24 protein-coding genes are annotated in these 22,466 nt (G+C 54.0%); 14 read left to right on the forward strand and 10 right to left on the reverse strand.

Annotated elements, in window-relative coordinates; translation table 11 throughout:
- Position 1: 1 nt before the first annotated feature.
- Positions 2-901 (reverse strand): oxygen-dependent coproporphyrinogen oxidase, encoded by a 900-nt coding sequence (hemF, locus tag ACLJRH_RS17325; protein WP_000801324.1) that lies wholly within the window; start codon positions 899-901, stop codon positions 2-4.
- Positions 902-903: 2 nt separating this feature from the next.
- The gene (gene amiA / locus ACLJRH_RS17330; protein WP_000102880.1) at positions 904-1,773 is read right to left on the reverse strand and encodes an N-acetylmuramoyl-L-alanine amidase AmiA; all 870 of its coding nucleotides are present in this window, start codon (positions 1,771-1,773) and stop codon (positions 904-906) included.
- Positions 1,774-1,985: 212 nt separating this feature from the next.
- On the opposite strand from amiA, the gene ACLJRH_RS17335 reads away from it, so the two are divergent.
- From ACLJRH_RS17335 to cysM, 10 genes are all read left to right on the forward strand, one after another.
- Positions 1,986-2,411, forward strand: a complete 426-nt coding sequence (locus ACLJRH_RS17335; protein ID WP_000406008.1) for a GNAT family acetyltransferase — start codon at positions 1,986-1,988, stop codon at positions 2,409-2,411.
- Positions 2,398-2,847, forward strand: a complete 450-nt coding sequence (locus ACLJRH_RS17340; RefSeq protein WP_000842940.1) for a DUF2919 domain-containing protein — start codon at positions 2,398-2,400, stop codon at positions 2,845-2,847. Before ACLJRH_RS17335 ends, ACLJRH_RS17340 begins: the two co-directional genes overlap by 14 nt.
- Positions 2,848-2,908: 61 nt before the next feature.
- Positions 2,909-3,484: an RpoE-regulated lipoprotein gene (locus tag ACLJRH_RS17345; RefSeq protein ID WP_000838971.1), complete on the forward strand. Its 576-nt coding sequence runs from the start codon at positions 2,909-2,911 to the stop codon at positions 3,482-3,484.
- Between the two features lie 94 nt (positions 3,485-3,578).
- A complete protein-coding gene (gene yfeX / locus ACLJRH_RS17350; protein WP_000084583.1) occupies positions 3,579-4,478 on the forward strand; it encodes a porphyrinogen peroxidase in 900 nt (299 codons plus the stop codon).
- 237 nt (positions 4,479-4,715) lie between these two features.
- The gene (gene ucpA / locus ACLJRH_RS17355; protein WP_000517460.1) at positions 4,716-5,507 is read left to right on the forward strand and encodes an SDR family oxidoreductase UcpA; all 792 of its coding nucleotides are present in this window, start codon (positions 4,716-4,718) and stop codon (positions 5,505-5,507) included.
- A gap of 157 nt (positions 5,508-5,664) precedes the next feature.
- Complete coding sequence (cysP, locus tag ACLJRH_RS17360; protein WP_001606692.1) at positions 5,665-6,681, forward strand: thiosulfate/sulfate ABC transporter substrate-binding protein CysP; 1,017 nt, start codon at positions 5,665-5,667, stop codon at positions 6,679-6,681.
- Positions 6,681-7,514 (forward strand): sulfate/thiosulfate ABC transporter permease CysT, encoded by an 834-nt coding sequence (gene cysT / locus ACLJRH_RS17365; protein WP_000881746.1) that lies wholly within the window; start codon positions 6,681-6,683, stop codon positions 7,512-7,514. Before cysP ends, cysT begins: the two co-directional genes overlap by 1 nt.
- The gene (gene cysW, locus ACLJRH_RS17370) at positions 7,514-8,389 is read left to right on the forward strand and encodes a sulfate/thiosulfate ABC transporter permease CysW (protein ID WP_000852705.1); all 876 of its coding nucleotides are present in this window, start codon (positions 7,514-7,516) and stop codon (positions 8,387-8,389) included. Before cysT ends, cysW begins: the two co-directional genes overlap by 1 nt.
- Positions 8,379-9,476 (forward strand): sulfate/thiosulfate ABC transporter ATP-binding protein CysA, encoded by a 1,098-nt coding sequence (gene cysA, locus ACLJRH_RS17375; RefSeq protein ID WP_000021076.1) that lies wholly within the window; start codon positions 8,379-8,381, stop codon positions 9,474-9,476. The genes cysW and cysA overlap by 11 nt, the downstream gene beginning before the upstream one ends.
- A 67-nt stretch (positions 9,477-9,543) precedes the next feature.
- Positions 9,544-10,455: a cysteine synthase CysM gene (gene cysM, locus ACLJRH_RS17380; protein WP_001093875.1), complete on the forward strand. Its 912-nt coding sequence runs from the start codon at positions 9,544-9,546 to the stop codon at positions 10,453-10,455.
- A gap of 32 nt (positions 10,456-10,487) precedes the next feature.
- Here cysM and ACLJRH_RS17385 read toward each other — a convergent pair whose 3' ends face one another.
- Genes ACLJRH_RS17385 through ptsJ form a run of 3 tightly spaced genes read right to left on the reverse strand, consistent with a single transcriptional unit; the run spans position 10,488 to position 12,950 of the window.
- Positions 10,488-10,865, reverse strand: coding sequence for a YfeK family protein (locus ACLJRH_RS17385; protein WP_000710726.1), 378 nt, complete (start codon positions 10,863-10,865; stop codon positions 10,488-10,490).
- Between the two features lie 58 nt (positions 10,866-10,923).
- On the reverse strand, positions 10,924-11,643 hold the full coding sequence (locus ACLJRH_RS17390) for a type 1 glutamine amidotransferase (protein WP_001606681.1): 720 nt from the start codon (positions 11,641-11,643) through the stop codon (positions 10,924-10,926).
- 14 nt (positions 11,644-11,657) lie between these two features.
- Entirely contained in the window at positions 11,658-12,950 is a 1,293-nt protein-coding gene (ptsJ, locus tag ACLJRH_RS17395; RefSeq protein WP_001606679.1) for a transcriptional regulator PtsJ, read from the reverse strand.
- 82 nt (positions 12,951-13,032) lie between these two features.
- On the opposite strand from ptsJ, the gene pdxK reads away from it, so the two are divergent.
- Together pdxK and ACLJRH_RS17405 are read left to right on the forward strand one after the other, a co-directional pair.
- Positions 13,033-13,899, forward strand: coding sequence for a pyridoxine/pyridoxal/pyridoxamine kinase (pdxK, locus tag ACLJRH_RS17400; protein ID WP_000529601.1), 867 nt, complete (start codon positions 13,033-13,035; stop codon positions 13,897-13,899).
- Positions 13,896-14,135 (forward strand): hypothetical protein, encoded by a 240-nt coding sequence (locus tag ACLJRH_RS17405; RefSeq protein WP_000844541.1) that lies wholly within the window; start codon positions 13,896-13,898, stop codon positions 14,133-14,135. Before pdxK ends, ACLJRH_RS17405 begins: the two co-directional genes overlap by 4 nt.
- Before the next feature lie 162 nt (positions 14,136-14,297).
- On the opposite strand, the gene crr is transcribed toward ACLJRH_RS17405, so the two are convergent.
- The 5 genes from crr to cysZ form a co-directional block, all read right to left on the reverse strand.
- Positions 14,298-14,807: a PTS glucose transporter subunit IIA gene (gene crr / locus ACLJRH_RS17410; RefSeq protein WP_000522253.1), complete on the reverse strand. Its 510-nt coding sequence runs from the start codon at positions 14,805-14,807 to the stop codon at positions 14,298-14,300.
- 40 nt (positions 14,808-14,847) lie between these two features.
- Entirely contained in the window at positions 14,848-16,575 is a 1,728-nt protein-coding gene (ptsI, locus tag ACLJRH_RS17415) for a phosphoenolpyruvate-protein phosphotransferase PtsI (protein ID WP_000623118.1), read from the reverse strand.
- Between the two features lie 48 nt (positions 16,576-16,623).
- Entirely contained in the window at positions 16,624-16,881 is a 258-nt protein-coding gene (gene ptsH, locus ACLJRH_RS17420) for a phosphocarrier protein Hpr (RefSeq protein ID WP_000487600.1), read from the reverse strand.
- Between the two features lie 383 nt (positions 16,882-17,264).
- A complete protein-coding gene (gene cysK / locus ACLJRH_RS17425) occupies positions 17,265-18,236 on the reverse strand; it encodes a cysteine synthase A (protein WP_000036904.1) in 972 nt (323 codons plus the stop codon).
- A 163-nt stretch (positions 18,237-18,399) separates the two neighbouring features.
- Positions 18,400-19,161, reverse strand: coding sequence for a sulfate transporter CysZ (gene cysZ, locus ACLJRH_RS17430; RefSeq protein WP_000255004.1), 762 nt, complete (start codon positions 19,159-19,161; stop codon positions 18,400-18,402).
- Between the two features lie 231 nt (positions 19,162-19,392).
- Here cysZ and zipA point away from each other — a divergent pair, with 231 nt between their 5' ends.
- Positions 19,393-20,379, forward strand: a complete 987-nt coding sequence (gene zipA / locus ACLJRH_RS17435; protein WP_000983115.1) for a cell division protein ZipA — start codon at positions 19,393-19,395, stop codon at positions 20,377-20,379.
- A 71-nt stretch (positions 20,380-20,450) separates the two neighbouring features.
- A complete protein-coding gene (gene ligA, locus ACLJRH_RS17440; protein WP_023136734.1) occupies positions 20,451-22,466 on the forward strand; it encodes an NAD-dependent DNA ligase LigA in 2,016 nt (671 codons plus the stop codon).

The following is a 22,466-nucleotide window of genomic DNA, read 5'->3' on the forward strand; positions in this document are numbered from 1 at the left end:
GTTACACCCAGTCGCGTACCTGAATAAACTCGCTCAGCGCCGCTTCCGGGCTACCCGCTTCCGGCTGCCAGTCGTACTCCCAGCGCACCAGCGGCGGCATCGACATCAGGATAGATTCAGTGCGCCCGCCGGTTTGCAGACCAAACAGGGTGCCTCTGTCCCACACCAGGTTGAACTCCACGTAGCGCCCGCGGCGATAAAGTTGAAAATTACGCTCCCGCTCGCCCCAGACCATCGCTTTGCGTCGTTCGACAATCGGTAAATACGCCTGGGTGTAGCCGTTACCGACCGCCTGCATAAAAGCAAAACAGTGGTCGAAATCCGGCGTATTCAAATCGTCAAAAAAAAGGCCGCCAACGCCGCGCTGCTCGTTACGATGCTTGAGGAAAAAGTAGTCGTCGCACCACTTTTTATAACGCGGATACACATCGTCGCCAAACGGCTGGCACAGGTCGCGGGCGGTGCGGTGCCAGTGAACGGCATCCTCTTCAAAGCCGTAGTAGGGCGTTAAATCGAACCCGCCGCCAAACCACCACACCGGATCGGCGCCCGGTTTTTCGGCAATAAAAAAGCGCACGTTAGCATGGCTGGTGGGAATATACGGATTGTGCGGATGCACCACCAGCGATACGCCCATCGCTTCAAAACTACGCCCGGCCAGTTCTGGCCGATGCGCGGTGGCGGACGCGGGCATTGCATCGCCGTGAACGTGAGAGAAATTAACGCCCGCCTGTTCGAAAATCCCGCCGTTGCGTAATACCCGGCTGCGTCCGCCGCCGCCCGCTTCGCGTCGCCAGCTATCTTCGACAAAGTTTGCGCCATCCGCAGCGGATAACTTTTGGCAAATATCATCCTGCAGGCGTAGCAGAAACTGTTTTACGTGATGTGCATCGGGTTTCATGATTACCGTTTCTTCGTGTGTGCTTTCTGATTATCAAACCAGTGAAAATAACTGATGATGCCGTTGGCGATCGCCGTAGCGATTTTCTGGCGAAACGCCGTCGTGCCCAGCAGGCGTTCTTCTTCCGGATTGGTAATAAACGAGGTTTCGACCAGTACCGACGGAATTGACGGTGATTTTAGCACCACGAAAGCCGCTTGTTCGGTAGTGCGGCTGTGTAATTTATGTATAGGTTTGATTTTCTTGAGAATATGCGAACCCAGCGTCAGACTGTTTTTAATCGTATCGGTTTGCACCAGATCAAACAAAACTTGTTGTAATAGATGATCCCGGTCAGTGGCTTTTTTACCCGCCACTTCGTCCGCGCGGTTTTCACGCTCGGAGAGATACTTCGCCATGGCGCTACTGGCCCCGCGGTTGGAAAGCGCAAAAACGGAAGCGCCCGCCGCTTTCGGATTGGTAAAACCATCGGCATGAATGGACATAAACAGATCCGCGCCGTGCTTATGGGCGATTTCCACTCGATCGTACAGCGGAATAAAGGTATCCCCTGTCCGGGTTAAACGCGCATCGATTCCGTGATTTCGCAAAATAGCGCGCACGTTTTTGGCAATTGCCAGCACGACGTGTTTTTCCTGAGAACCGTTGCGGCCAATCGCGCCGGTATCGATGCCGCCGTGTCCGGGGTCGAGCATCACCAACCGTTTACTGCCGGTTTTTTTGGTTTTGGGTTTGCTGTGACCATTACTGGTTTTTAGCGTTTCTTCTTTGGCTATTGCGTGCGACATACCTGACAGCGTCAGGGCCGCCAGACCTGTTTTGAGTACCTGGCGGCGCGATGTGAGAGTTTTTAGGAGTTTAAAAGTGCTCATACGGCCTGAGTTGTGAAAATTAAGTTCAAGATGTTATATCGTATCGCGTAATCCGTTACGACGGTTGGTGATGAGAATTGTTTTACTTTTCATTTCAATACGTGACACATCGCCATTATGCCATTTTTTCCGCTACATCGCGTCAGATATTGGCTGAATCAGATGTTTGCGCCATAATCTTGGTTTTTCCACCCGAAAAGGCAACGAATACCATGGAAATACGCGTTTTTCGCCAGGAAGATTTCGAAGAGGTGATTACCCTCTGGGAGCGTTGCGACCTGCTGCGTCCATGGAACGATCCTGAAATGGATATTGAACGCAAGGTGAATCACGATGTCAGCTTGTTCCTCGTTGCGGAAGTTAGCGGCGAAGTCGTCGGTACGGTAATGGGCGGTTATGACGGGCATCGCGGCTCGGCGTATTACCTGGGCGTTCACCCGGAGTTCCGCGGGCGCGGCATTGCGAATGCGTTGCTTAACCGGCTGGAAAAAAAACTCATCGCCCGCGGGTGTCCGAAAATCCAAATTATGGTGCGTGATGATAACGACGTTGTGCTGGGCATGTATGAACGTCTGGGGTATGAGCATTCTGACGCCCTAAGTTTGGGTAAACGCCTGATTGAAGATGAAGAGTACTGAGTTTCATCCAGCCGATTATGATGTACACGGACGTTTACGCCTGCCGTTTCTGTTCTGGTGCGTACTGCTACTTCAGGCGCGCGCCTGGGTACTCTTTGTCATTGCCGGTTCATCCCGTGGACAGGGTAATACTTTGTTAAACTTTTTTTATCCCGACCATGACAATTTTTGGCTGGGGCTGTTGCCCGGCGTTCCGGCGGTAGTGGCATTTTTACTCAGCGGGCGGCGTGAAGCGGTTCCTGGTGTGTGGCGCTGGCTGCGCGGACTCCTGATCCTTGCTCAACTGGTGTCGTTGTGCTGGCTGCCGGTGATGTGGCTGGGTGGCGACCCGGTCAACGGCGTCGGGCTGGCGCTGCTGCTGGCGGACATCGTCGCGCTGATCTGGCTGTTAACCAATCAACGTTTGCGTGCCTGTTTTTCCCTTGAGAAAGAATAACGGCACTTTTTGGCGAACCCGCACTCCAACCAACGTTAATTAATAAAAGAAAGGAAGTGAGATGAAATCGCTGCGTTTGACTTTACTCGCACTGCCGCTGGCGCTGACCGGCTGCTCAACGCTCTCCTCGGTCAACTGGTCTGCCGCAAATCCATGGAACTGGTTTGGTTCCTCGACAGAAGTTACTGAGCAAGGCGTGGGAGCGCTGACCGCCGCCACGCCGCTGGAAGAGCCGGCTATTGCAGAGGCATTAGATGGCGATTATCGCCTGCGTAGCGGTATGAAAACCGATAACGGTAACGTGGTGCGCTTTTTCGAAGCGATGAAGGGCGACAGCGTCGCGATGGTGATCAACGGCGAGCAGGGAACCGTGAGCCGTATTGATGTGCTGGATAGCGATATCCCAACCGCCGCGGGGGGCAAAATCGGTACGCCGTTTAGCGACCTTTACAGCAAAGCGTTTGGTCACTGCGAGCCGGTTTCCAGCGATAGCCATACCAGCGTCGAATGTAAAGCCGAGGGAAGTCAGCATATTAGCTATGTTTTCTCCGGCGAGTGGAGCGGACCGGAAGGCTTAATGCCTCCTGATGACGTCTTAAAAAACTGGGATGTGCGCAAAATTATCTGGCGTCGTTAATTTGCGCCTGAACAAACCGCTTCGCTTAAAAACAAGGTAAAATAGCCTCCATTAATGCCACGACTGCGTGGCATTCTCATTTTCAGGAGGAATCATGTCTCAGGTTCAAAGTGGCATTTTGCCGGAACATTGCCGTGCGGCAATTTGGATTGAAGCCAATGTAAAAGGCGACCTGGACGCCCTGCGCGCGGCCAGCAGAACATTTGCCGATAAACTGGCGACCTTCGAAGTCAAATTTCCGGACGCCCATCTTGGGGCCGTTGTGGCGTTTGGCAACAATACCTGGCGCGCCCTGAGCGGCGGCGTCGGGGCGGAAGAACTGAAAGATTTTATTCCTTATGGTAAAGGGCTGGCGCCGGCCACGCAGTATGACGTGCTGATCCATATCCTTTCCCTGCGCCACGATGTGAATTTTTCTGTTGCCCAGGCGGCGATGGAAGCCTTCGGCGACTGTATCGACGTGAAAGAAGAAGTTCACGGCTTCCGTTGGGTGGAAGAACGCGATCTGAGCGGCTTTGTCGACGGGACAGAGAACCCGGCGGGCGAAGAGACGCGTCGTGAAGTGGCGGTGATCAAAGATGGCGTGGATGCCGGCGGCAGTTATGTGTTCGTGCAGCGTTGGGAACACAATCTCAAGCAACTTAACCGGATGAGTATTCACGATCAGGAGATGATGATTGGGCGTACCAAAGAAGCCAATGAAGAGATTGACGGCGATGCGCGTCCGGCAACGTCTCACCTGAGCCGCGTCGATCTCAAAGAAGATGGCAAAGGGCTGAAGATTGTGCGCCAGAGCCTGCCATACGGCACCGCCAGCGGTACTCATGGTCTCTATTTCTGCGCTTACTGCGCACGCCTGCACAATATCGAACAGCAGCTTCTGAGTATGTTCGGCGATACCGACGGTAAACGCGACGCGATGCTGCGCTTCACCAAACCGGTGACTGGCGGCTACTATTTTGCGCCGTCGCTGGATCGCCTGTTAGCGCTATAAGGTAAAACCCTGTCGGATGGCAGCGCAAACGCTTTATTCGACCTACGATTGGTAGGCCTGATAAGCGCAGCGCCATCAGGCAGAACAGCATAAAAATGCCCATCCCCGCCTCCGCGGGGATTTTTTTACCTAATATTTACCTGAATTAGTGAGCTATTCCTCAGCACTTATTTGTTATTACTGTATTTTCAGTGTTAATGGAGTGTAAGACTCCATATTCAAAAGGAGACATTGAAAATGGGTAAACTCACGGGCAAGACAGCATTGATTACGGGCGCATCGCAGGGCATTGGCGAAGGGATCGCTCGCGTATTCGCACGCCACGGCGCGAACTTAATCTTGCTGGATATCTCCGATGAGATTGAAAAGCTGGCGGATGAGCTGGGCGGGCGCGGACATCGCTGTACTGCCGTTAAGGCTGACGTCAGAGATTTTGCTTCGGTGCAGGCGGCGGTTGCGCGCGCCAAAGAGACTGAAGGTAGAATTGATATTTTGGTGAATAACGCTGGCGTGTGCCGTCTGGGCAACTTCCTCGATATGAGTGAAGAAGATCGCGATTTCCACATTGATATTAATATTAAAGGTGTCTGGAACGTCACCAAAGCCGTCCTGCCGGAGATGATTAAACGTAAAGATGGCCGCATTGTGATGATGTCTTCCGTCACGGGAGATATGGTGGCGGACCCGGGTGAAACGGCCTATGCGCTGTCAAAAGCCGCCATTGTCGGTTTAACCAAATCGCTGGCGGTAGAGTATGCGCAGTCCGGTATTCGTGTGAATGCCATTTGCCCCGGTTATGTAAGAACGCCGATGGCGGAAAGCATTGCCCGTCAGTCTAACCCTGACGATCCGGAATCGGTATTAACGGAAATGGCAAAAGCTATTCCGCTACGCCGTCTTGCCGATCCGCTGGAAGTAGGGGAACTGGCGGCATTTCTGGCTTCCGATGAGTCCAGCTATCTTACCGGAACGCAAAACGTCATTGATGGCGGCAGTACCCTGCCTGAAAGCGTAAGCGTAGGCGTCTGATTGATGCCGGTCTCCTCCCCGCGCCGCGTGGGGAGGGATTCTCTTATTCCCTTTTCAACTTTCAAATCATCAAACGGTATATAAAACCGTTACTCCTTTAGCGCTGGTTATAAATATGATGACCATAAGAAAGTCATTAAATTTATAAGGGTGCGCAATGGCCGTTAACTTACTGAAAAAGAGACCCCTGACGCTGGCAGCAATGCTGTTACTGGTAGGGCAGGCGCAGGCAACGGAGCTGCTGAACAGCTCATACGATGTCTCCCGCGAGCTGTTTGCCGCCCTTAACCCGCCGTTTGAGCAACAATGGGCGAAGGATAACGGCGGCGATAAGCTGACGATTAAGCAGTCTCATGCCGGGTCATCAAAACAGGCGCTGGCGATTTTGCAGGGACTGAAGGCAGACGTCGTGACCTACAATCAGGTGACCGACGTACAGATTCTCCATGATAAAGGCAAACTGATCCCTGCCGACTGGCAAAGCCGTCTGCCGAACAACAGTTCGCCATTCTATTCCACGATGGGCTTCCTGGTGCGCAAGGGGAACCCCAAAAATATTCACGACTGGAGCGATCTTGTACGTTCCGACGTGAAGCTGATTTTCCCTAACCCGAAAACCTCTGGCAACGCCCGTTACACGTATCTGGCGGCATGGGGCGCGGCGGATAACGCGGACGGCGGCGATAAAGCCAAAACCGAACAGTTTATGACCCAGTTCCTGAAAAACGTCGAAGTGTTTGATACCGGCGGTCGCGGCGCTACGACTACCTTTGCCGAGCGTGGTCTGGGCGATGTGCTGATTAGTTTTGAATCGGAAGTGAACAACATCCGCAAACAATATGAAGCCCAGGGATTTGAAGTGGTGATCCCGAAAACGAACATTCTTGCTGAATTCCCGGTCGCCTGGGTAGATAAAAACGTGCAGGCCAACGGCACAGAAAAAGCCGCCAAAGCTTACCTGAACTGGCTGTATAGCCCGCAGGCGCAGACCATCATTACCCATTACTACTACCGCGTGAATAACCCGGAAATCATGGGCAAGCAAGCAGATAAATTCCCGCAGACCGAACTGTTCCGCGTGGAAGACAAGTTTGGCACGTGGCCTGAGGTGATGAAAACGCACTTTGCCAGCGGCGGCGAGCTGGACAAACTGTTGGCGGCGGGGCGTAAGTAATGCTTGCCGTTTCTTCCAGACGCGTGCTGCCCGGCTTTACGTTAAGCCTCGGCACCAGTTTGCTGTTTGTCTGCCTGATCCTGCTGTTGCCGTTGAGCGCGCTGGTGATGCAGCTCTCACAGATGAGCTGGTCGCAATACTGGGATGTCGTGACCAACCCACAGGTGGTGGCTGCTTATAAAGTGACGCTGCTGGCGGCATTTGTGGCGTCGATTTTTAACGGCGTGTTTGGCCTGCTGATGGCGTGGATTTTAACCCGCTACCGTTTTCCTGGGCGCACGTTGCTGGATGCGCTGATGGATCTGCCATTTGCGCTGCCGACAGCGGTAGCGGGGTTAACGCTGGCCTCGCTGTTCTCTGTGAACGGTTTCTACGGTCAGTTTCTAGCGCAGTTTGATATCAAAGTGACCTATACCTGGCTTGGCATTGCGGTGGCGATGGCCTTTACCAGCATTCCATTTGTGGTACGCACCGTCCAGCCGGTACTGGAAGAGCTGGGGCCGGAATATGAAGAAGCGGCACAAACGCTGGGGGCCACCCGCCTGCAAAGTTTTCGCAAAGTCGTGCTGCCTGAGCTGTCGCCTGCGCTGATTGCCGGCGTGGCGCTCTCTTTTACCCGTAGCCTGGGCGAGTTTGGCGCGGTGATTTTTATCGCCGGCAATATCGCCTGGAAAACAGAAGTGACCTCGCTGATGATTTTTGTGCGTTTGCAGGAGTTTGATTACCCCGCCGCCAGCGCCATTGCCTCGGTGATCCTTGCGGCATCCTTGCTGCTGCTGTTCTCTATCAATACTTTGCAAAGTCGCTTTGGTCGACGTGTGGTAGGTCATTAATGGCGGAAGTGACTCAATTGAAGCGATACGACGTCCCCCGCATTAACTGGGGAAAATGGTTTTTGATTGGCGTCGGGATGCTGGTTTCGGCGTTTATCCTGCTGGTGCCGATGATTTACATCTTCGTGCAGGCGTTCAGCAAAGGGTTAATGCCGGTACTGCAAAATCTGGCCGATCCGGACATGCTGCACGCCATCTGGCTGACGGTGTTGATTGCCTTGATCGCAGTGCCGGTGAATCTGGTGTTCGGTATTCTGCTGGCGTGGCTGGTGACGCGCTTTAACTTCCCCGGACGTCAGCTACTGCTGACCCTGCTGGATATTCCCTTCGCCGTCTCGCCGGTGGTGGCCGGTCTGGTTTATCTGCTGTTTTATGGCTCCAACGGCCCGTTGGGCGGCTGGCTGGATGAGCATAATTTGCAAATGATGTTCTCCTGGCCGGGGATGGTACTGGTCACTATTTTTGTCACCTGTCCGTTTGTGGTGCGCGAACTGGTGCCAGTGATGCTCAGCCAGGGCAGTCAGGAAGATGAGGCGGCGATTTTACTGGGCGCATCCGGTTGGCAAATGTTTCGCCGCGTGACGTTGCCGAATATTCGCTGGGCGCTACTCTACGGCGTGGTATTAACCAACGCCCGCGCGATTGGCGAGTTTGGCGCGGTGTCGGTGGTGTCCGGCTCGATTCGCGGCGAAACGTTATCGCTACCGTTACAGATTGAATTACTGGAGCAGGACTACAACACCGTCGGCTCCTTTACCGCCGCCGCATTGTTGACGCTAATGGCGATTATTACCCTGTTTTTGAAGAGCATGTTGCAATGGCGTCTGGAGAATCAGGAAAAACGCGCGCAACAGGAGGAAAATCATGAGCATTGAGATCGCCAGAATTAAGAAATCGTTTGGTCGTACTCAGGTACTGAATGATATCTCGCTGGATATTCCTTCCGGCCAGATGGTTGCCTTGTTGGGGCCGTCAGGTTCCGGCAAAACGACGCTGCTGCGCATTATTGCTGGGCTGGAACATCAGTCCAGCGGCCATATTCGTTTCCACGGTACGGACGTTAGCCGCCTGCACGCGCGTGAGCGTAAAGTCGGTTTTGTGTTTCAGCACTATGCGCTGTTTCGCCATATGACGGTGTTTGACAACATCGCTTTTGGCCTGACGGTGCTGCCGCGACGCGACCGCCCAACTGCGGCGGCGATTAAAACGAAAGTGACGCAATTGCTGGAGATGGTGCAACTGGCGCACCTCGCGGATCGCTTCCCCGCCCAGCTTTCCGGCGGACAAAAACAGCGCGTGGCGCTGGCGCGCGCGCTTGCCGTGGAACCGCAAATTCTACTGCTGGATGAACCCTTTGGCGCGCTGGATGCCCAGGTACGTAAAGAGTTACGTCGCTGGTTGCGCCAGCTACATGAAGAACTGAAATTCACCAGCGTCTTTGTCACCCACGATCAGGAAGAAGCGACGGAAGTGGCGGATCGGGTGGTGGTGATGAGTCAGGGCAATATCGAACAGGCTGATGCGCCGGATCGGGTGTGGCGTGAACCGGCAACCCGCTTCGTACTGGAGTTTATGGGCGAGGTGAACCGCCTGACAGGCACCGTCCGCGGCGGGCAGTTTCACGTTGGCGCGCATCGCTGGCCGCTGGGTTATACGCCCGCGTACCAGGGGCCGGTCGATCTGTTCCTGCGTCCGTGGGAGGTGGATATTAGCCGCCGCACCAGCCTGGATTCTCCGCTACCAGTACAGGTCATTGAGGCCAGCCCGAAAGGTCATTATACACAGTTAGTGGTACAGCCGCTGGGGTGGTATCACGATCCGCTGACGGTGGTGATGGCGGGTGAGGATGTTCCGGTTCGCGGCGAGCGTTTGTTTGTTGGACTGCAAAAAGCGCGTCTGTATAACGGCGACCAGCGTATTGAAACGCGTGAAGAGGAACTTGCTCTGGCGCAATCGGCCTGATAGGTTAATTTGTATAGTTATCGCCCGGTGGCGCTACGCATACCGGGCTTTTTTACGAGCTGAAAACGTGAATACATTAGAACAAACCATCGGCAATACGCCGCTGGTCAAATTACAACGTCTGGCGCCGGATAATGGCAGTGAAATCTGGGTCAAGCTGGAAGGCAATAATCCGGCAGGATCGGTGAAAGATCGCGCGGCGCTATCGATGATTGTCGAGGCGGAAAAGCGCGGGGAAATTAAACCGGGCGATGTCTTGATTGAAGCGACCAGCGGCAACACTGGCATTGCGCTGGCGATGATCGCCGCGCTGAAAGGTTATCGCATGAAGCTGTTGATGCCGGACAACATGAGCCAGGAGCGTCGGGCGGCAATGCGGGCCTATGGCGCGGAACTGATTCTGGTCACTAAAGAGCAGGGAATGGAAGGGGCGCGCGATTTAGCGCTCGCTATGTCTGAACGAGGCGAGGGCAAACTGCTCGATCAGTTTAATAATCCTGATAATCCCTACGCCCACTACACGACCACCGGCCCGGAAATCTGGCGGCAAACGTCAGGTCGCATCACCCATTTTGTCTCCAGTATGGGGACGACCGGTACCATTACCGGCGTGTCGCGTTTTCTGCGCGAGCAGGAAAAGCCGGTCACTATCGTTGGCCTGCAGCCGGAAGAGGGCAGCAGTATTCCGGGCATTCGCCGCTGGCCTGCGGAATACATGCCAGGCATTTTTAACGCCTCGCTGGTAGATGAGGTGCTGGATATTCATCAGAATGATGCCGAAAACACCATGCGTGAACTGGCCGTTCGTGAAGGCATTTTCTGCGGCGTCAGCTCTGGCGGCGCGGTAGCGGGCGCGTTACGCGTCGCACGAGCCACGCCCGGCGCGGTAGTGGTGGCGATCATCTGCGATCGCGGCGACCGTTACTTGTCTACCGGCGTGTTTGGTGAAGAGCATTTCAGCCAGGGGGCAGGGATTTAAACGAGGTGCCATCGTCGTATGGCACCCGTGTGTTATAGCGTTTTATCCGTTTCCGCAATAAGCGCATGTAAATAAGGCTGCGCGTTTTCATCGCTTTTACCGGGAATTTTAACGATATAGGGTTTTCCGGTGATGGACGACGACGACGCGACTTTATCGATAAACTGTTCGGCGGTGTCGATACGATTGCGCGTGTTACCCAGTTTTAAGCGCAGGTGCGATACGGCTTCCTCGCAGTTATGCGCATCACCGTTACGAACGAATGTCAGATCCTTTTTCTGCGCCAGCGCATTAAGCATGGCGTTAATGCGCGCTTCTTCGTGGGCGTTTAGCTTCGCCCAAGCGGGTAGGGCCAGCAGGAGCGCAACGACGGCGCAGACAATTTTCTTCATGGTAAAATCCTTTTTCATGCGAGAATCACTGCACCTCAGACCGTTAGCCGGGTAATAAGTTGCACTCCTGGTGGGGTTATTTCTGTGAGTGCGCCAGCGTGAGTTCATCCAGAAAACGCCACAGCTTTTCATTCATTTGCTGGTAATCCCATGCGCGCATCTCGGCGACCGAGCGGATAAAACGCTTCCCTTGCGCGTCGGCCAACTCCTGTTGCGAATGTTGGATTAATCCTTCAACCGCCTCGACGGTAAATTCCATATGACACTGGAAGCCGTAGACAAAATTGCCGTACTGCACTATCTGACGTGGACAGCCGGCACTTTCAGCCAGCACGGTCGCCTGATCGGTGAGTCCTGGCATATCGTTGTGCCAGTGGCCGACGGTTAACGGGGAGCCAAAGTGGGTGATAAGCGGATGCCGCAGACCGGCTTCAGTGAGCGTAATAGGGTAGTGACCAATCTCTTTTTCCGGACTTTGGCACACAGCGGCGCCCAGCGCCTCGCCAATGAGCTGCGAACCAAGACAAATGCCGATAACCATTCGCCGGGCCGTAATCGCCTGATTAATTAAGTGCTGTTCGGCGTGAGAGTCAAAGTACGGGCACTCTTCGCGGGTGGTGCGCGGCGACTGCGGACCGCCAAATACCACGAGCATATCGAACTCATCGGCATTGGGCGGTAGCGCTTCTCCGGCATAGACGCGCGACCATGAAATGGTATAACCGCGATCTTCAGCCCATTTCAGATAAGCGCCAGCGGATTCAAACGACTCATGGACAACAAAATGAACTCGCACGTTATTTTCTCCTGTTAGCGATTTAGCGCCTGATGGATATCAGCCGCCAGCGTGTTGATCTCGCCGTCATTTAATGTCGACAGCGTGATACGTAGACCGTGAGACGGCGCGCTTACGCCAAAGGCTTCTCCCTCACGTACCAGCCAGCCGGATTTTGCCAGCGTAAACGCGGTAGCCTGGCTATGGGTGTCCAGCGGGAGCCAGGCATTCACGCCGTCGCCGGGAGAAATGGCGATGCCATATTGCTGTAGGGCGCAGGCCAGTTTTTGTTGCCGGGCGGCGTAAAACAGCCGCGTTTGCGCCAGCCTGTGCTGATACTCAGGGTCGGTCAGGCAGGCGTAGACCAGATCCTGTAACAGATGGCTGACCCACTGACTACCGGCATTTAGCCTCAGCCGAAGTTTTTCCGAGGTCGCGCTGTCGCTGGCGACAATAGCAAGACGTAAATCGGGGCCGAGGGCTTTGGAAACGGAGCGTATCACCGCCCAGTGTTGCGTTGTCTGCGCAATAACCGGCTGCCAGGGCGACGAAGAAAGTAGAGCGAAGTGATCGTCGATAATGACCAGTACCTGAGGGTAACGCGCCAGTATATTTTGCAGCGCAGCGGCACGGCGAGCGCTCAGACTACAGCCGGTAGGGTTGTGCGCGCGCGGCGTTAAGATCACTGCCCGCGCGCCCTGATTTAGCGCCTGCTCCAGCTTTTCAGGCTGCATTCCTTCGCTATCTACGCTGACCGGGCTGGCGCTAAAACCGGCATAGCGCAGCATATTGATACTGCTTAAAAAACAGGGATCTTCCACCGCGACGCTGTCGCCCGGCAGCAGATGCGCGCAAAGCAGTCTTTCGATAGCGTCGATAGCTCCGCTGGTGATATCAATTTCGCCTGCGACGGGAGTGGCATCCCGTAGCCAGCGCGCCGCCCAGGCGTGTAGTTCAGGGGAAACGGGCGCATCGCCGTAGAGATGCGGCGTGCGGTTGAGACGGGCAAAATAATGGCTGAGGTCAGGCAGACGCTGCGGATCGGGATTGCCGCCGGAAAGGTCGTGCAGAGGCGTATGCGGATCGCCGCCTTCCAGCGCTACGGGAGACGGACTGCCTTTAATCACCGTCCCATTGCGGCCTAAACTTTGCGCCAGTCCCGCCGTTATCAGCCGTTTATACGCCGCTGCGACGGTATTGCGGTTCACCTTTAATTCGTTTGCCAGCTCCCGTACCGGCGGGAGCGAATCCTCTGCCCGTAACGTGCCGGCAATAATGTGTTGACGGATACTGTCAAAAATTTCGTTAGCGGTTTTTCCGTCGATCATTATTGACCTATGACAAAATGAATTTTAGCATATGACAATGATAATGAGGCGGTAGCCTGCTGTCCAGCGAGAGGAAAATTTTATGGGACAAGAGAGTGATATTCAGTCAGTGCTCTTCGACGACAACCATCGGGCGTTACAGACCGATATCGTCGCCGTCCAGTCACAGGTCGTGTACGGCAGCGTAGGCAACAGCATCGCTGTTCCGGCCATTAAAGCGCAGGGATTACGCGTGGCGGCTGTCCCGACGGTGCTGTTCAGCAATACGCCGCACTATAAAACGTTTTATGGCGGCATTATTCCCGCCGAGTGGTTTGCAGGCTACCTTACGGCGTTGAATGAGCGCGATGCTCTACGTGAATTAAAAGCGATTACCACCGGTTACATGGGCAGCGCAGACCAAATTGTCTTGCTTTCGAAGTGGCTAATGGCGATCCGGGCTTCGCATCCGGATGTGTGTATTCTTGTTGATCCGGTCATTGGCGATACCGACAGTGGAATGTATGTGCAGGCGGAAATTCCGCAGGCTTATCGCACACATTTGTTGCCGCAGGCGCAGGGGCTAACGCCGAACGTATTTGAGCTGGAGATGCTGAGTGGTAAACCGTGTCGCACGCTGGAAGAGGCGGTGGCGGCGGCGCAATCGCTGCTTTCCGATACGCTGAAATGGGTGGTTATCACCAGCGCGCCGGGCGAATCGCTGGAGACCATAACGGTTGCCGTCGTTACCGCGCAGGTCGTGGAGGTCTTTGCCCACCCGCGGGTGGCGACGGAATTAAAAGGGACGGGAGATCTCTTCTGCGCCGAGCTGGTCAGCGGTATTGTGCAGGGAAAAAAACTGACGACCGCGGCAAAAGATGCGGCGCAGCGCGTGCTGGAGGTGATGACCTGGACACAGCAGTGTGGCTGTGATGAGTTAATTCTGCCGCCGGCAGGGGAGGCGCGATGAAGAGTTATCGGCTGGTAGTTCGCCAGCAGGGACGTATCGTGGGGCATTTTGAAACGAGCGGGCTGGACGCGCTGGAAGATATTTGCGTAGCGCGGGCGATGTTTGGTATCACTGGCGGCTATCAGTGCGAGTTGCAAGTGTCCGATTCCGAACGCAGGATGCTGGAGAGTGGCCCGGATGGGATGAAGATCCTGATGCGCGAGAAGTGCTTTCGCCCGGTGACCTCGCAGTTGTAACCCGTGGATTGGCGCTGAAATGTTCGCAACCTTGTAGGCCTGATAAGCGTAGCGCCATCAGGCAGTGCGCCGCACCATCGCCGGATGGCGGCGCAAGCGCCTTATCCGGCCACAGGCAAAAAAAATGGCGCCCAAAGGCGCCATTCTTCACTGCGGCAAGAATTACTTCTTAATGCGGATAACCGGAGTTTCACCCACGGTCACGCTACCGGACAGTTTGATCAGTTCTTTGATTTCATCCATGTTGGAGATAACAACCGGAGTCAGGGTAGACTTGGCTTTTTCTTCCAGCAACGGCAGATCGAACTCGATGACCGGATCGCCAACTTTCACGCGCTGACCTTCTTCAGCAATACGCTTGAAGCCTTCACCTTTCAGCTCAACGGTGTCGATACCGAAGTGAACGAACAGCTCAATGCCGCTATCGGATTCGATAGAGAACGCATGGTTGGTTTCAAAGATTTTGCCGATGGTACCGTCAACAGGGGCGACCATTTTGTTACCGGTTGGTTTGATAGCGATGCCATCACCAACGATTTTTTCAGCAAAAACTACATCCGGCACGTCTTCGATGTTGACGATCTCGCCAGAGAGCGGGGCAACAATCTCAATAGTTCCGGTGTCTTTCTTATCATCAGAAACCAGAGATTTTAGTTTATCGAACAAACCCATGATCTTCTCCTAAGCAGTAAATTGGGCCGCATCTCGTGGATTAGCAGATTGTTTTTTCTTCAATGAACTTGTTAACCAGCGTCATTAACTCGTCCGTTGTCGGTTGAGCAAGAGCCTGCTCTGCTAACACCTTCGCATCTTCGAAGTTCGTGTTACGGATAATCTTCTTAATGCGCGGGATAGAAATGGCGCTCATAGAGAATTCGTCCAGACCCATCCCCAGCAACAGAAGTGTAGCACGTTCGTCGCCTGCAAGCTCACCACACATGCCAGTCCATTTACCTTCTGCATGAGAAGCATCAATAACTTGCTTGATCAAGTTCAGTACGGACGGTGACATTGGCTGGTAAAGGTGTGAAATCATATCATTACCACGGTCAACTGCCAGGGTGTACTGCGTTAAATCATTGGTGCCGATACTAAAGAAATCAACTTCTTTGGCTAAATGACGCGCAATTGTCGCCGCAGCCGGTGTTTCCACCATCACGCCAATCTCAATGCTTTCGTCAAATGCTTTACCTTCGTCACGCAGTTCCTGTTTGTAGATTTCAATCTCTTTGCGCAGCGCGCGAACTTCTTCAACAGAGATGATCATCGGGAACATAATGCGCAATTTACCGAAAGCGGAGGCACGCAGAATCGCGCGAACCTGGTCACGCAGGATCTCTTTGCGATCCATGGCGATACGCACGGCGCGCCAGCCCAGGAACGGGTTCTCTTCTTTCGGGAAGTTCATGTACGGCAGCTCTTTGTCGCCGCCAATGTCCATGGTACGGACGATAACCGCCTGCGAGCCGCACGCTTCAGCGACCGCTTTATAGGCGGCAAACTGCTCTTCTTCCGTCGGCAGCGCGTCGCGATCCATGAACAGGAATTCAGTACGATACAGACCAACGCCTTCCGCGCCGTTGCGCTCAGCGCCTTCAACGTCACGAACGGTACCGATGTTGGCGCAAACTTCAACCTGATGTCCATCCAGCGTGATTGCCGGCAGATCTTTCAGTTTTGCGAGTTCCGCTTTCTCGGTCGCAACCTGCTCCTGGACGGCGCGCAGTTGCTCAATAACATCGTTGGTCGGGTTGACGTAAACCTGGTTGTTTACGGCATCCAGAATCAGATAGTCGCCGTTTTTCACCTGAGAGGTGACGCTACCGGTACCTACGATCGCCGGCAGTTCCAGAGAACGCGCCATGATGGAGGTATGAGACGTGCGTCCGCCCGCGTCGGTGATGAAGCCCAGCACTTTCTGCAGGTTCAGCTGTGCAGTTTCTGATGGCGTCAGGTCAGCGGCAACCAGGATAACTTCTTCCTGAATCGCGCTCAGATCGATAATGGCCAGACCCAGGATGTTGCGCAGCAGGCGCTTACCGATATCACGTACGTCAGCCGCGCGCTCTTTCAGGTATTCATCATCCAGTTCTTCCAGGGCAGTGGCCTGACCTTCGATAACTTCATGTGCGGCTGCGTCAGCCGTCATGTGCTTATCTTTAATCAGGGCTATGATTTCCTGCTCCAGCTCCTCATCTTCGAGCAGCATAATATGCCCTTCAAAGATGGCTTCTTTTTCTTCACCGAACGTTTCACCAGCTTTTGTCTTGATCGCTTCCAGTTGCGCAGATGCCTTGGCACGACCGCTCAGAAAACGTTCAACTTCCTGATCAACCTTGTCGGCAGAAATTTTTTTCCGGTCAATGACGATTTCGTCTTCTTTCAGCAGCAGTGCTTTGCCGAAAGCGATACCCGGGGATGCTAAAATGCCTGAAATCATAACCCTACCTTACTTGTGACTGATTTTTAAAAGAACCCGGAAAAAAACTTACTCGAGTTCCGCCATCAGTTTGACCAGATGTTCAACCGCTTTCTGCTCATCTTCACCTTCTGCGGAGATGGTGACGACGGTGCCTTGAGTCAGGCCCAGAGTCTGCAGTTTAAACAGGCTTTTCGCGCTGGCGCTTTTGCCGTTGGAAGTCACAGTAATCTCAGAAGTGAAGCCTTTTGCTTCTTTAACAAACTGAGCAGCAGGGCGGGTGTGCAGACCGTTCGGAGCGGTAATGGTAACTTCTTGCTGGAACATTGTATTTCCCCAACTTATAGGTTTAGTGTTGTGGAACTAAAGTCTAGCCTGGCGGCTCAACTTTAGCCTGTATTGTTAGCGCCGGCGTAAACGGGACGCGACACAAAAGGTGTTCTACGCAATCCGTTGCTGGCAACTTATGGCCGCTGACGTTTCGCTCGTCATTAAACATTATGCCGCGAAAGGAAGATTTGAACCAAATCATAAAATCGATTCAGCTAACGCTTTTCCTGTAACGATTAATTTCGCGCATCAAAATAATTAGTCTGGTTAAATACCAGTTCCGGCAGGGTGAATCAATGCCAGGTGAGGTGAAAGTTTGAAGCAGGCCACAAAAAAGCACCCAAAAAGGTGCTTTTTTACGCGTTTTTAACATGCTGGCATCACTGTTGCAGTTCTTTCTCAGTAAAGAGATCGGCGAACAACGCGGTGCTCAGATAACGCTCACCTGATGAAGGTAGGATAACCACAATATTCTTATTGGTAAAGCTTTCATCTTCCTGCAGCTTAAGCGCTGCAGCAACCGCGGCGCCGGAAGAAATTCCCGCCAGAATACCTTCCTCTTCCATCAGACGGCGCGCGGTAGAAATGGCTTCTTCATTGGTGATGCCAACCACTTTATCAATCAGTTTCAGATCCAGGTTGCCTGGGATGAAGCCTGCGCCGATGCCCTGAATTTTATGCGGGCCCGGTTTGATCTCTTCACCAGCCAGCGCCTGGGCGATAACCGGGGAGTCAGTGGGTTCTACCGCAACGGTGATAAGATCGGTTTTACCCTTCGTCCCTTTGATATAACGCGTGACGCCGGTTAACGTACCGCCAGTACCGACGCCGGAGATAAACACATCCACCTGACCATCGGTGTCTTCCCAGATTTCCGGGCCGGTGGTTTTTTCATGGATTTCCGGGTTGGCAGGGTTGCTGAACTGCTGGAGCAGGAGATATTTTTGCGGATCGCTGGCGACAATTTCTTCGGCTTTCTGAATAGCGCCTTTCATCCCTTTCGCCCCTTCGGTCAGCACCAGATTCGCGCCTAATGCTTTGAGTAGTTTGCGGCGTTCAATGCTCATGGTTTCCGGCATGGTCAGGGTGAGTTTGTAACCGCGCGCGGCGGCGACATACGCCAGCGCAATACCGGTGTTGCCGCTGGTCGGCTCCACCAGTTCCACGCCAGGTTTCAGTACGCCACGCTTTTCGGCATCCCAAATCATATTGGCGCCGATACGGCACTTGACGCTGAAGCTCGGGTTGCGCGACTCCACCTTCGCCAGAATGCGTCCATTACCGATACGGTTCAGTCGAACCAGCGGCGTATGACCGATAGTCAGTGAGTTATCTTCATAAATCTTACTCATGGCCTGTCCTTAACTGTATGAAATTGGGATACCTTCCCAGCATACCTTTCAGCCAGATATGGGGAAGTAAGGATTTCGCATATCTATATGCTGATGGGGAATAATGGTTATCAGTATGGAATAAGAGACAGCATAAGCCATCTCTTATTTATACATTTTTTCGTTATTTCCATAACGCGTGCTTAGCACGCCAGCAATCAACCCACATTGCCGTCGCGCCACAGACGGCAACAGGCATAATGAAAAGGTTAAGCACCGGAATCATCGTAAAGAGGCTGGTGAGCGCGCCAAATTGCATATTCGCGACCTTCTGCGTGCGCAACGCGGCGCGCATCGTTTTAAACGGCACTTTGTGGTTATCAAACGGGTAGTCGCAATACTGGATCGCCAGCATCCAGGCGCTGAACAAAAACCACAGCACCGGCGCGATGGTTTGGCCAATGCCAGGAATAAAATAGAGAACCAGCAGCACAATAGCACGCGGCAGATACCACGCCAGCTTTTGCCATTCACGTTTCATAATGCGCGGTACATCTTTCATGATGCCGAGTATGCCGGTATCTGGCGGCGTGGCGCCGGTTAACCGCGCCTCAAGCTGTTCGGCTAAAAGGCCGTTAAACGGCGCGGCGATCCAGTTGGCGAGGGTAGAGAAAAAATAGCCAAAGACCAGCAGAACAGAGATAACCGCAATCGGCCACAGCAGGTAGCTCAGCCATTGCAGCCAGTCCGGCACATGACTCATCAACGAAGGTATCCAGGCGTCAAGCTGCGTAAACAGCCACCAAAATGCGCCGCCCATCAGCACAATGTTGACCAGCAAAGGTAAAATAACAAAGCGGCGGATTCCCGGTAGGGTGACTAACTTCCATCCTTGCGAGAAATAATAGACGCCGCTATGTGGTACGGTTGTGGATGATGAAACCATATGCAGGACATACTCCTTTTTCTTAAAGCCCTGGGTAAACGTGGGATATCTTACCCGGTTATCAGACGGTGGATAGTTCGGAAATGTTCGAAAAAACAGCAAAAAGTACATTTTCCTTCATCTTTATGCTGCGAAAGCCAACAGTACACTTGCACTTGACGTAATCGGCAAATACTCTTAGTGAGTAAATGTTTGCCGTGGTGGCAAGGTGTTAGAACAACAGAGAATATAATGATGCAGGATTTGCGTCTGATATTAATCATTGTTGGCGCGATCGCCATAATCGCTTTACTGGTACATGGTTTCTGGACCAGCCGTAAAGAACGATCTTCTATGTTCCGCGATCGTCCACTAAAACGCATGAAATCAAAACGCGACGACGACTCGTATGACGACGATGTCGAAGAAGACGAAGGCGTGGGTGAAGTTCGTGTTCACCGCGTAAATCATGCCCCCGGCCAGCCGCAGGAGCATGATGCCCCTCGTCAGTCGCCGCAACACCAGTACCAGCCGCCTTATGCGTCTGCGCAACCGCGTCCAGCGGCGCCGCCGCAGCCGCAAGCGCCGATGCAACAGCCGGTTCAGCAACCGGTCCAACCTGCGCCGCAGCCTCAGCAGGTTCAGCCATCTGCGCCGCCGGTACAGCCGCCGCAACAGCAGCCTGCACCGCCGTCGCAAACGCCGCAGCCTGTTGCGCAGCCCGCGCCGCCGCCATCAGCGCAAACCTTCCAGCCTGCGGAACCTGTGGTTGAGGCAGAACCGGTAGTGGAAGAAGCGCCGGTTGTGGAAAAACCGCAGCGTAAAGAGGCGGTCATCATTATGAACGTCGCGGCCCATCATGGCAGCGAGCTTAATGGTGAAGTGTTACTGAACAGTATTCAGCAGTCAGGCTTTAAATTTGGCGATATGAATATTTTCCATCGTCATTTGAGCCCGGACGGCAGCGGCCCGGCCTTGTTCAGTCTCGCGAATATGGTCAATCCGGGAACGTTCGATCCTGAAATGACGGACTTCACTACGCCTGGCGTCACTATCTTTATGCAGGTACCGTCTTACGGCGATGCGCTGCAGAACTTCAAGCTGATGCTGCAATCCGCGCAGCATATCGCTGATGAGGTCGGCGGCGTTGTGCTGGATGACCAGCGTCGGATGATGACGCCGCAGAAACTGCGCGAATATCAGGACCGCATCCGCGAGGTGATGGACGCTAACGCCTGAGGTTAACGCAGGTGTGACATTTTTAACGTAACCCCCGCCTGTCGGGGGTTTTTTATCATTGATGGTGTGATATGGAACCAATAGAACAACAACTGACAGAACTGCGAACCACGCTTCGCCATCATGAATATCTGTATCATGTGATGGATGCGCCGGAGATTCCCGACGCCGAATATGACCGCCTGATGCGGGAACTGCGAAAGCTGGAGGCGCAACGTCCGGACCTTATCACGCCGGATTCGCCCACGCAGCGCGTTGGCGCGGCGCCGCTGACGGCATTCAACCAGATTCGCCATGAAGTACCGATGCTGTCGCTCGATAACGTATTTGATGAAGAAAGCTTCCTGGCGTTTAACAAGCGAGTGCAGGATCGTCTAAAAAGCACGGAAAATGTCATCTGGTGCTGCGAGCTAAAACTGGATGGCCTGGCGGTCAGCATTCTGTATGAAAACGGCGTGCTGGTGAGCGCTGCGACGCGTGGCGACGGCACCACCGGTGAAGATATCACTTCAAACGTGCGCACGATTCGCGCCATTCCTTTAAAGCTGCATGGCGATAACATTCCGGCGCGTCTTGAAGTTCGCGGAGAGGTATTTTTACCGCAGGCCGGGTTCGAAAAGATCAATGAAGACGCGCGCCGTACTGGCGGCAAAGTGTTTGCTAACCCGCGTAACGCGGCGGCGGGCTCGCTGCGTCAGCTCGATCCGCGTATTACGGCGAAGCGACCGCTAACATTTTTCTGCTACGGCGTCGGTATTCTGGAAGGCGGCGAGTTGCCGGATACGCATCTGGGACGTTTGCTGCAATTTAAAGCGTGGGGGTTACCGGTCAGCGATCGCGTGACGCTGTGCGATTCTCCCCAGGCGGTACTGGATTTTTATCACAACGTCGAAAAAGATCGCCCCACGCTCGGTTTTGATATCGACGGCGTGGTGATTAAGGTCAACTCGCTGGCTTTGCAGGAACAGCTGGGCTTTGTGGCCCGCGCGCCGCGCTGGGCGGTGGCGTTTAAATTTCCTGCTCAGGAGCAGATGACTTTTGTGCGCGACGTTGAGTTTCAGGTAGGGCGCACCGGGGCGATTACGCCGGTGGCGCGTCTGGAACCGGTTCAGGTGGCTGGTGTGCTGGTCAGCAATGCCACGTTGCATAATGCCGATGAAATTGAGCGACTTGGCTTGCGTATTGGCGATAAGGTAGTTATCCGTCGGGCAGGCGATGTGATCCCTCAGGTGGTCAACGTGGTTCTGTCCGAACGCCCTGAAGAGACGCGTCCGATTGTGTTTCCAACGCACTGTCCGGTGTGCGGATCGGACGTAGAGCGCGTTGAAGGCGAAGCCGTTACCCGTTGTACCGGCGGGCTAATTTGCGGCGCGCAGCGTAAAGAGTCGCTGAAACATTTTGTGTCGCGCCGGGCGATGGATGTAGACGGGATGGGCGATAAGATCATCGACCAACTGGTGGAAAGGGAGTATGTCCATACGCCAGCGGATCTGTTCCGTCTGACGGCGGGTAAACTGACCGGCCTGGACCGAATGGGGCCAAAGTCCGCGCAAAATGTTGTTAACGCGCTGGAAAAAGCCAAAGCGACGACCTTTGCGCGTTTTCTCTATGCGCTGGGCATCCGTGAAGTGGGTGAAGCGACGGCGGCGGGGCTGGCAGCTTATTTCGGCACGCTGGAGGCGCTGCAGGCCGCCACCATTGACGAGTTGCAGAAAGTACCTGACGTGGGGATTGTGGTCGCTACGCACGTCTTTAACTTTTTTGCCGAAGAGAGTAATCGTGACGTGATTGGGCAGCTACTGGCGGAAGGGGTGCACTGGCCCGCGCCAGTAGTCATTAATGTGCAAGAGATTGATAGCCCGTTTGCCGGTAAAACCGTGGTACTAACCGGTAGCCTGAGCCAGATGTCCCGCGATGACGCTAAAGCGCGTTTAGTGGCGGTGGGCGCGAAAGTGGCAGGCAGCGTATCGAAGAAAACCGATCTGGTGATTGCCGGTGAAGCGGCGGGTTCCAAACTTGCCAAAGCGCAGGAACTGGGTATTACCGTGATTGATGAAGCGGAAATGATCCGCTTACTGGGTGCCTGA

The organism is Salmonella sp. SAL04162, from assembly GCF_046551535.1.
Taxonomy (GTDB): Bacteria; Pseudomonadota; Gammaproteobacteria; order Enterobacterales; family Enterobacteriaceae; genus Salmonella; species Salmonella enterica.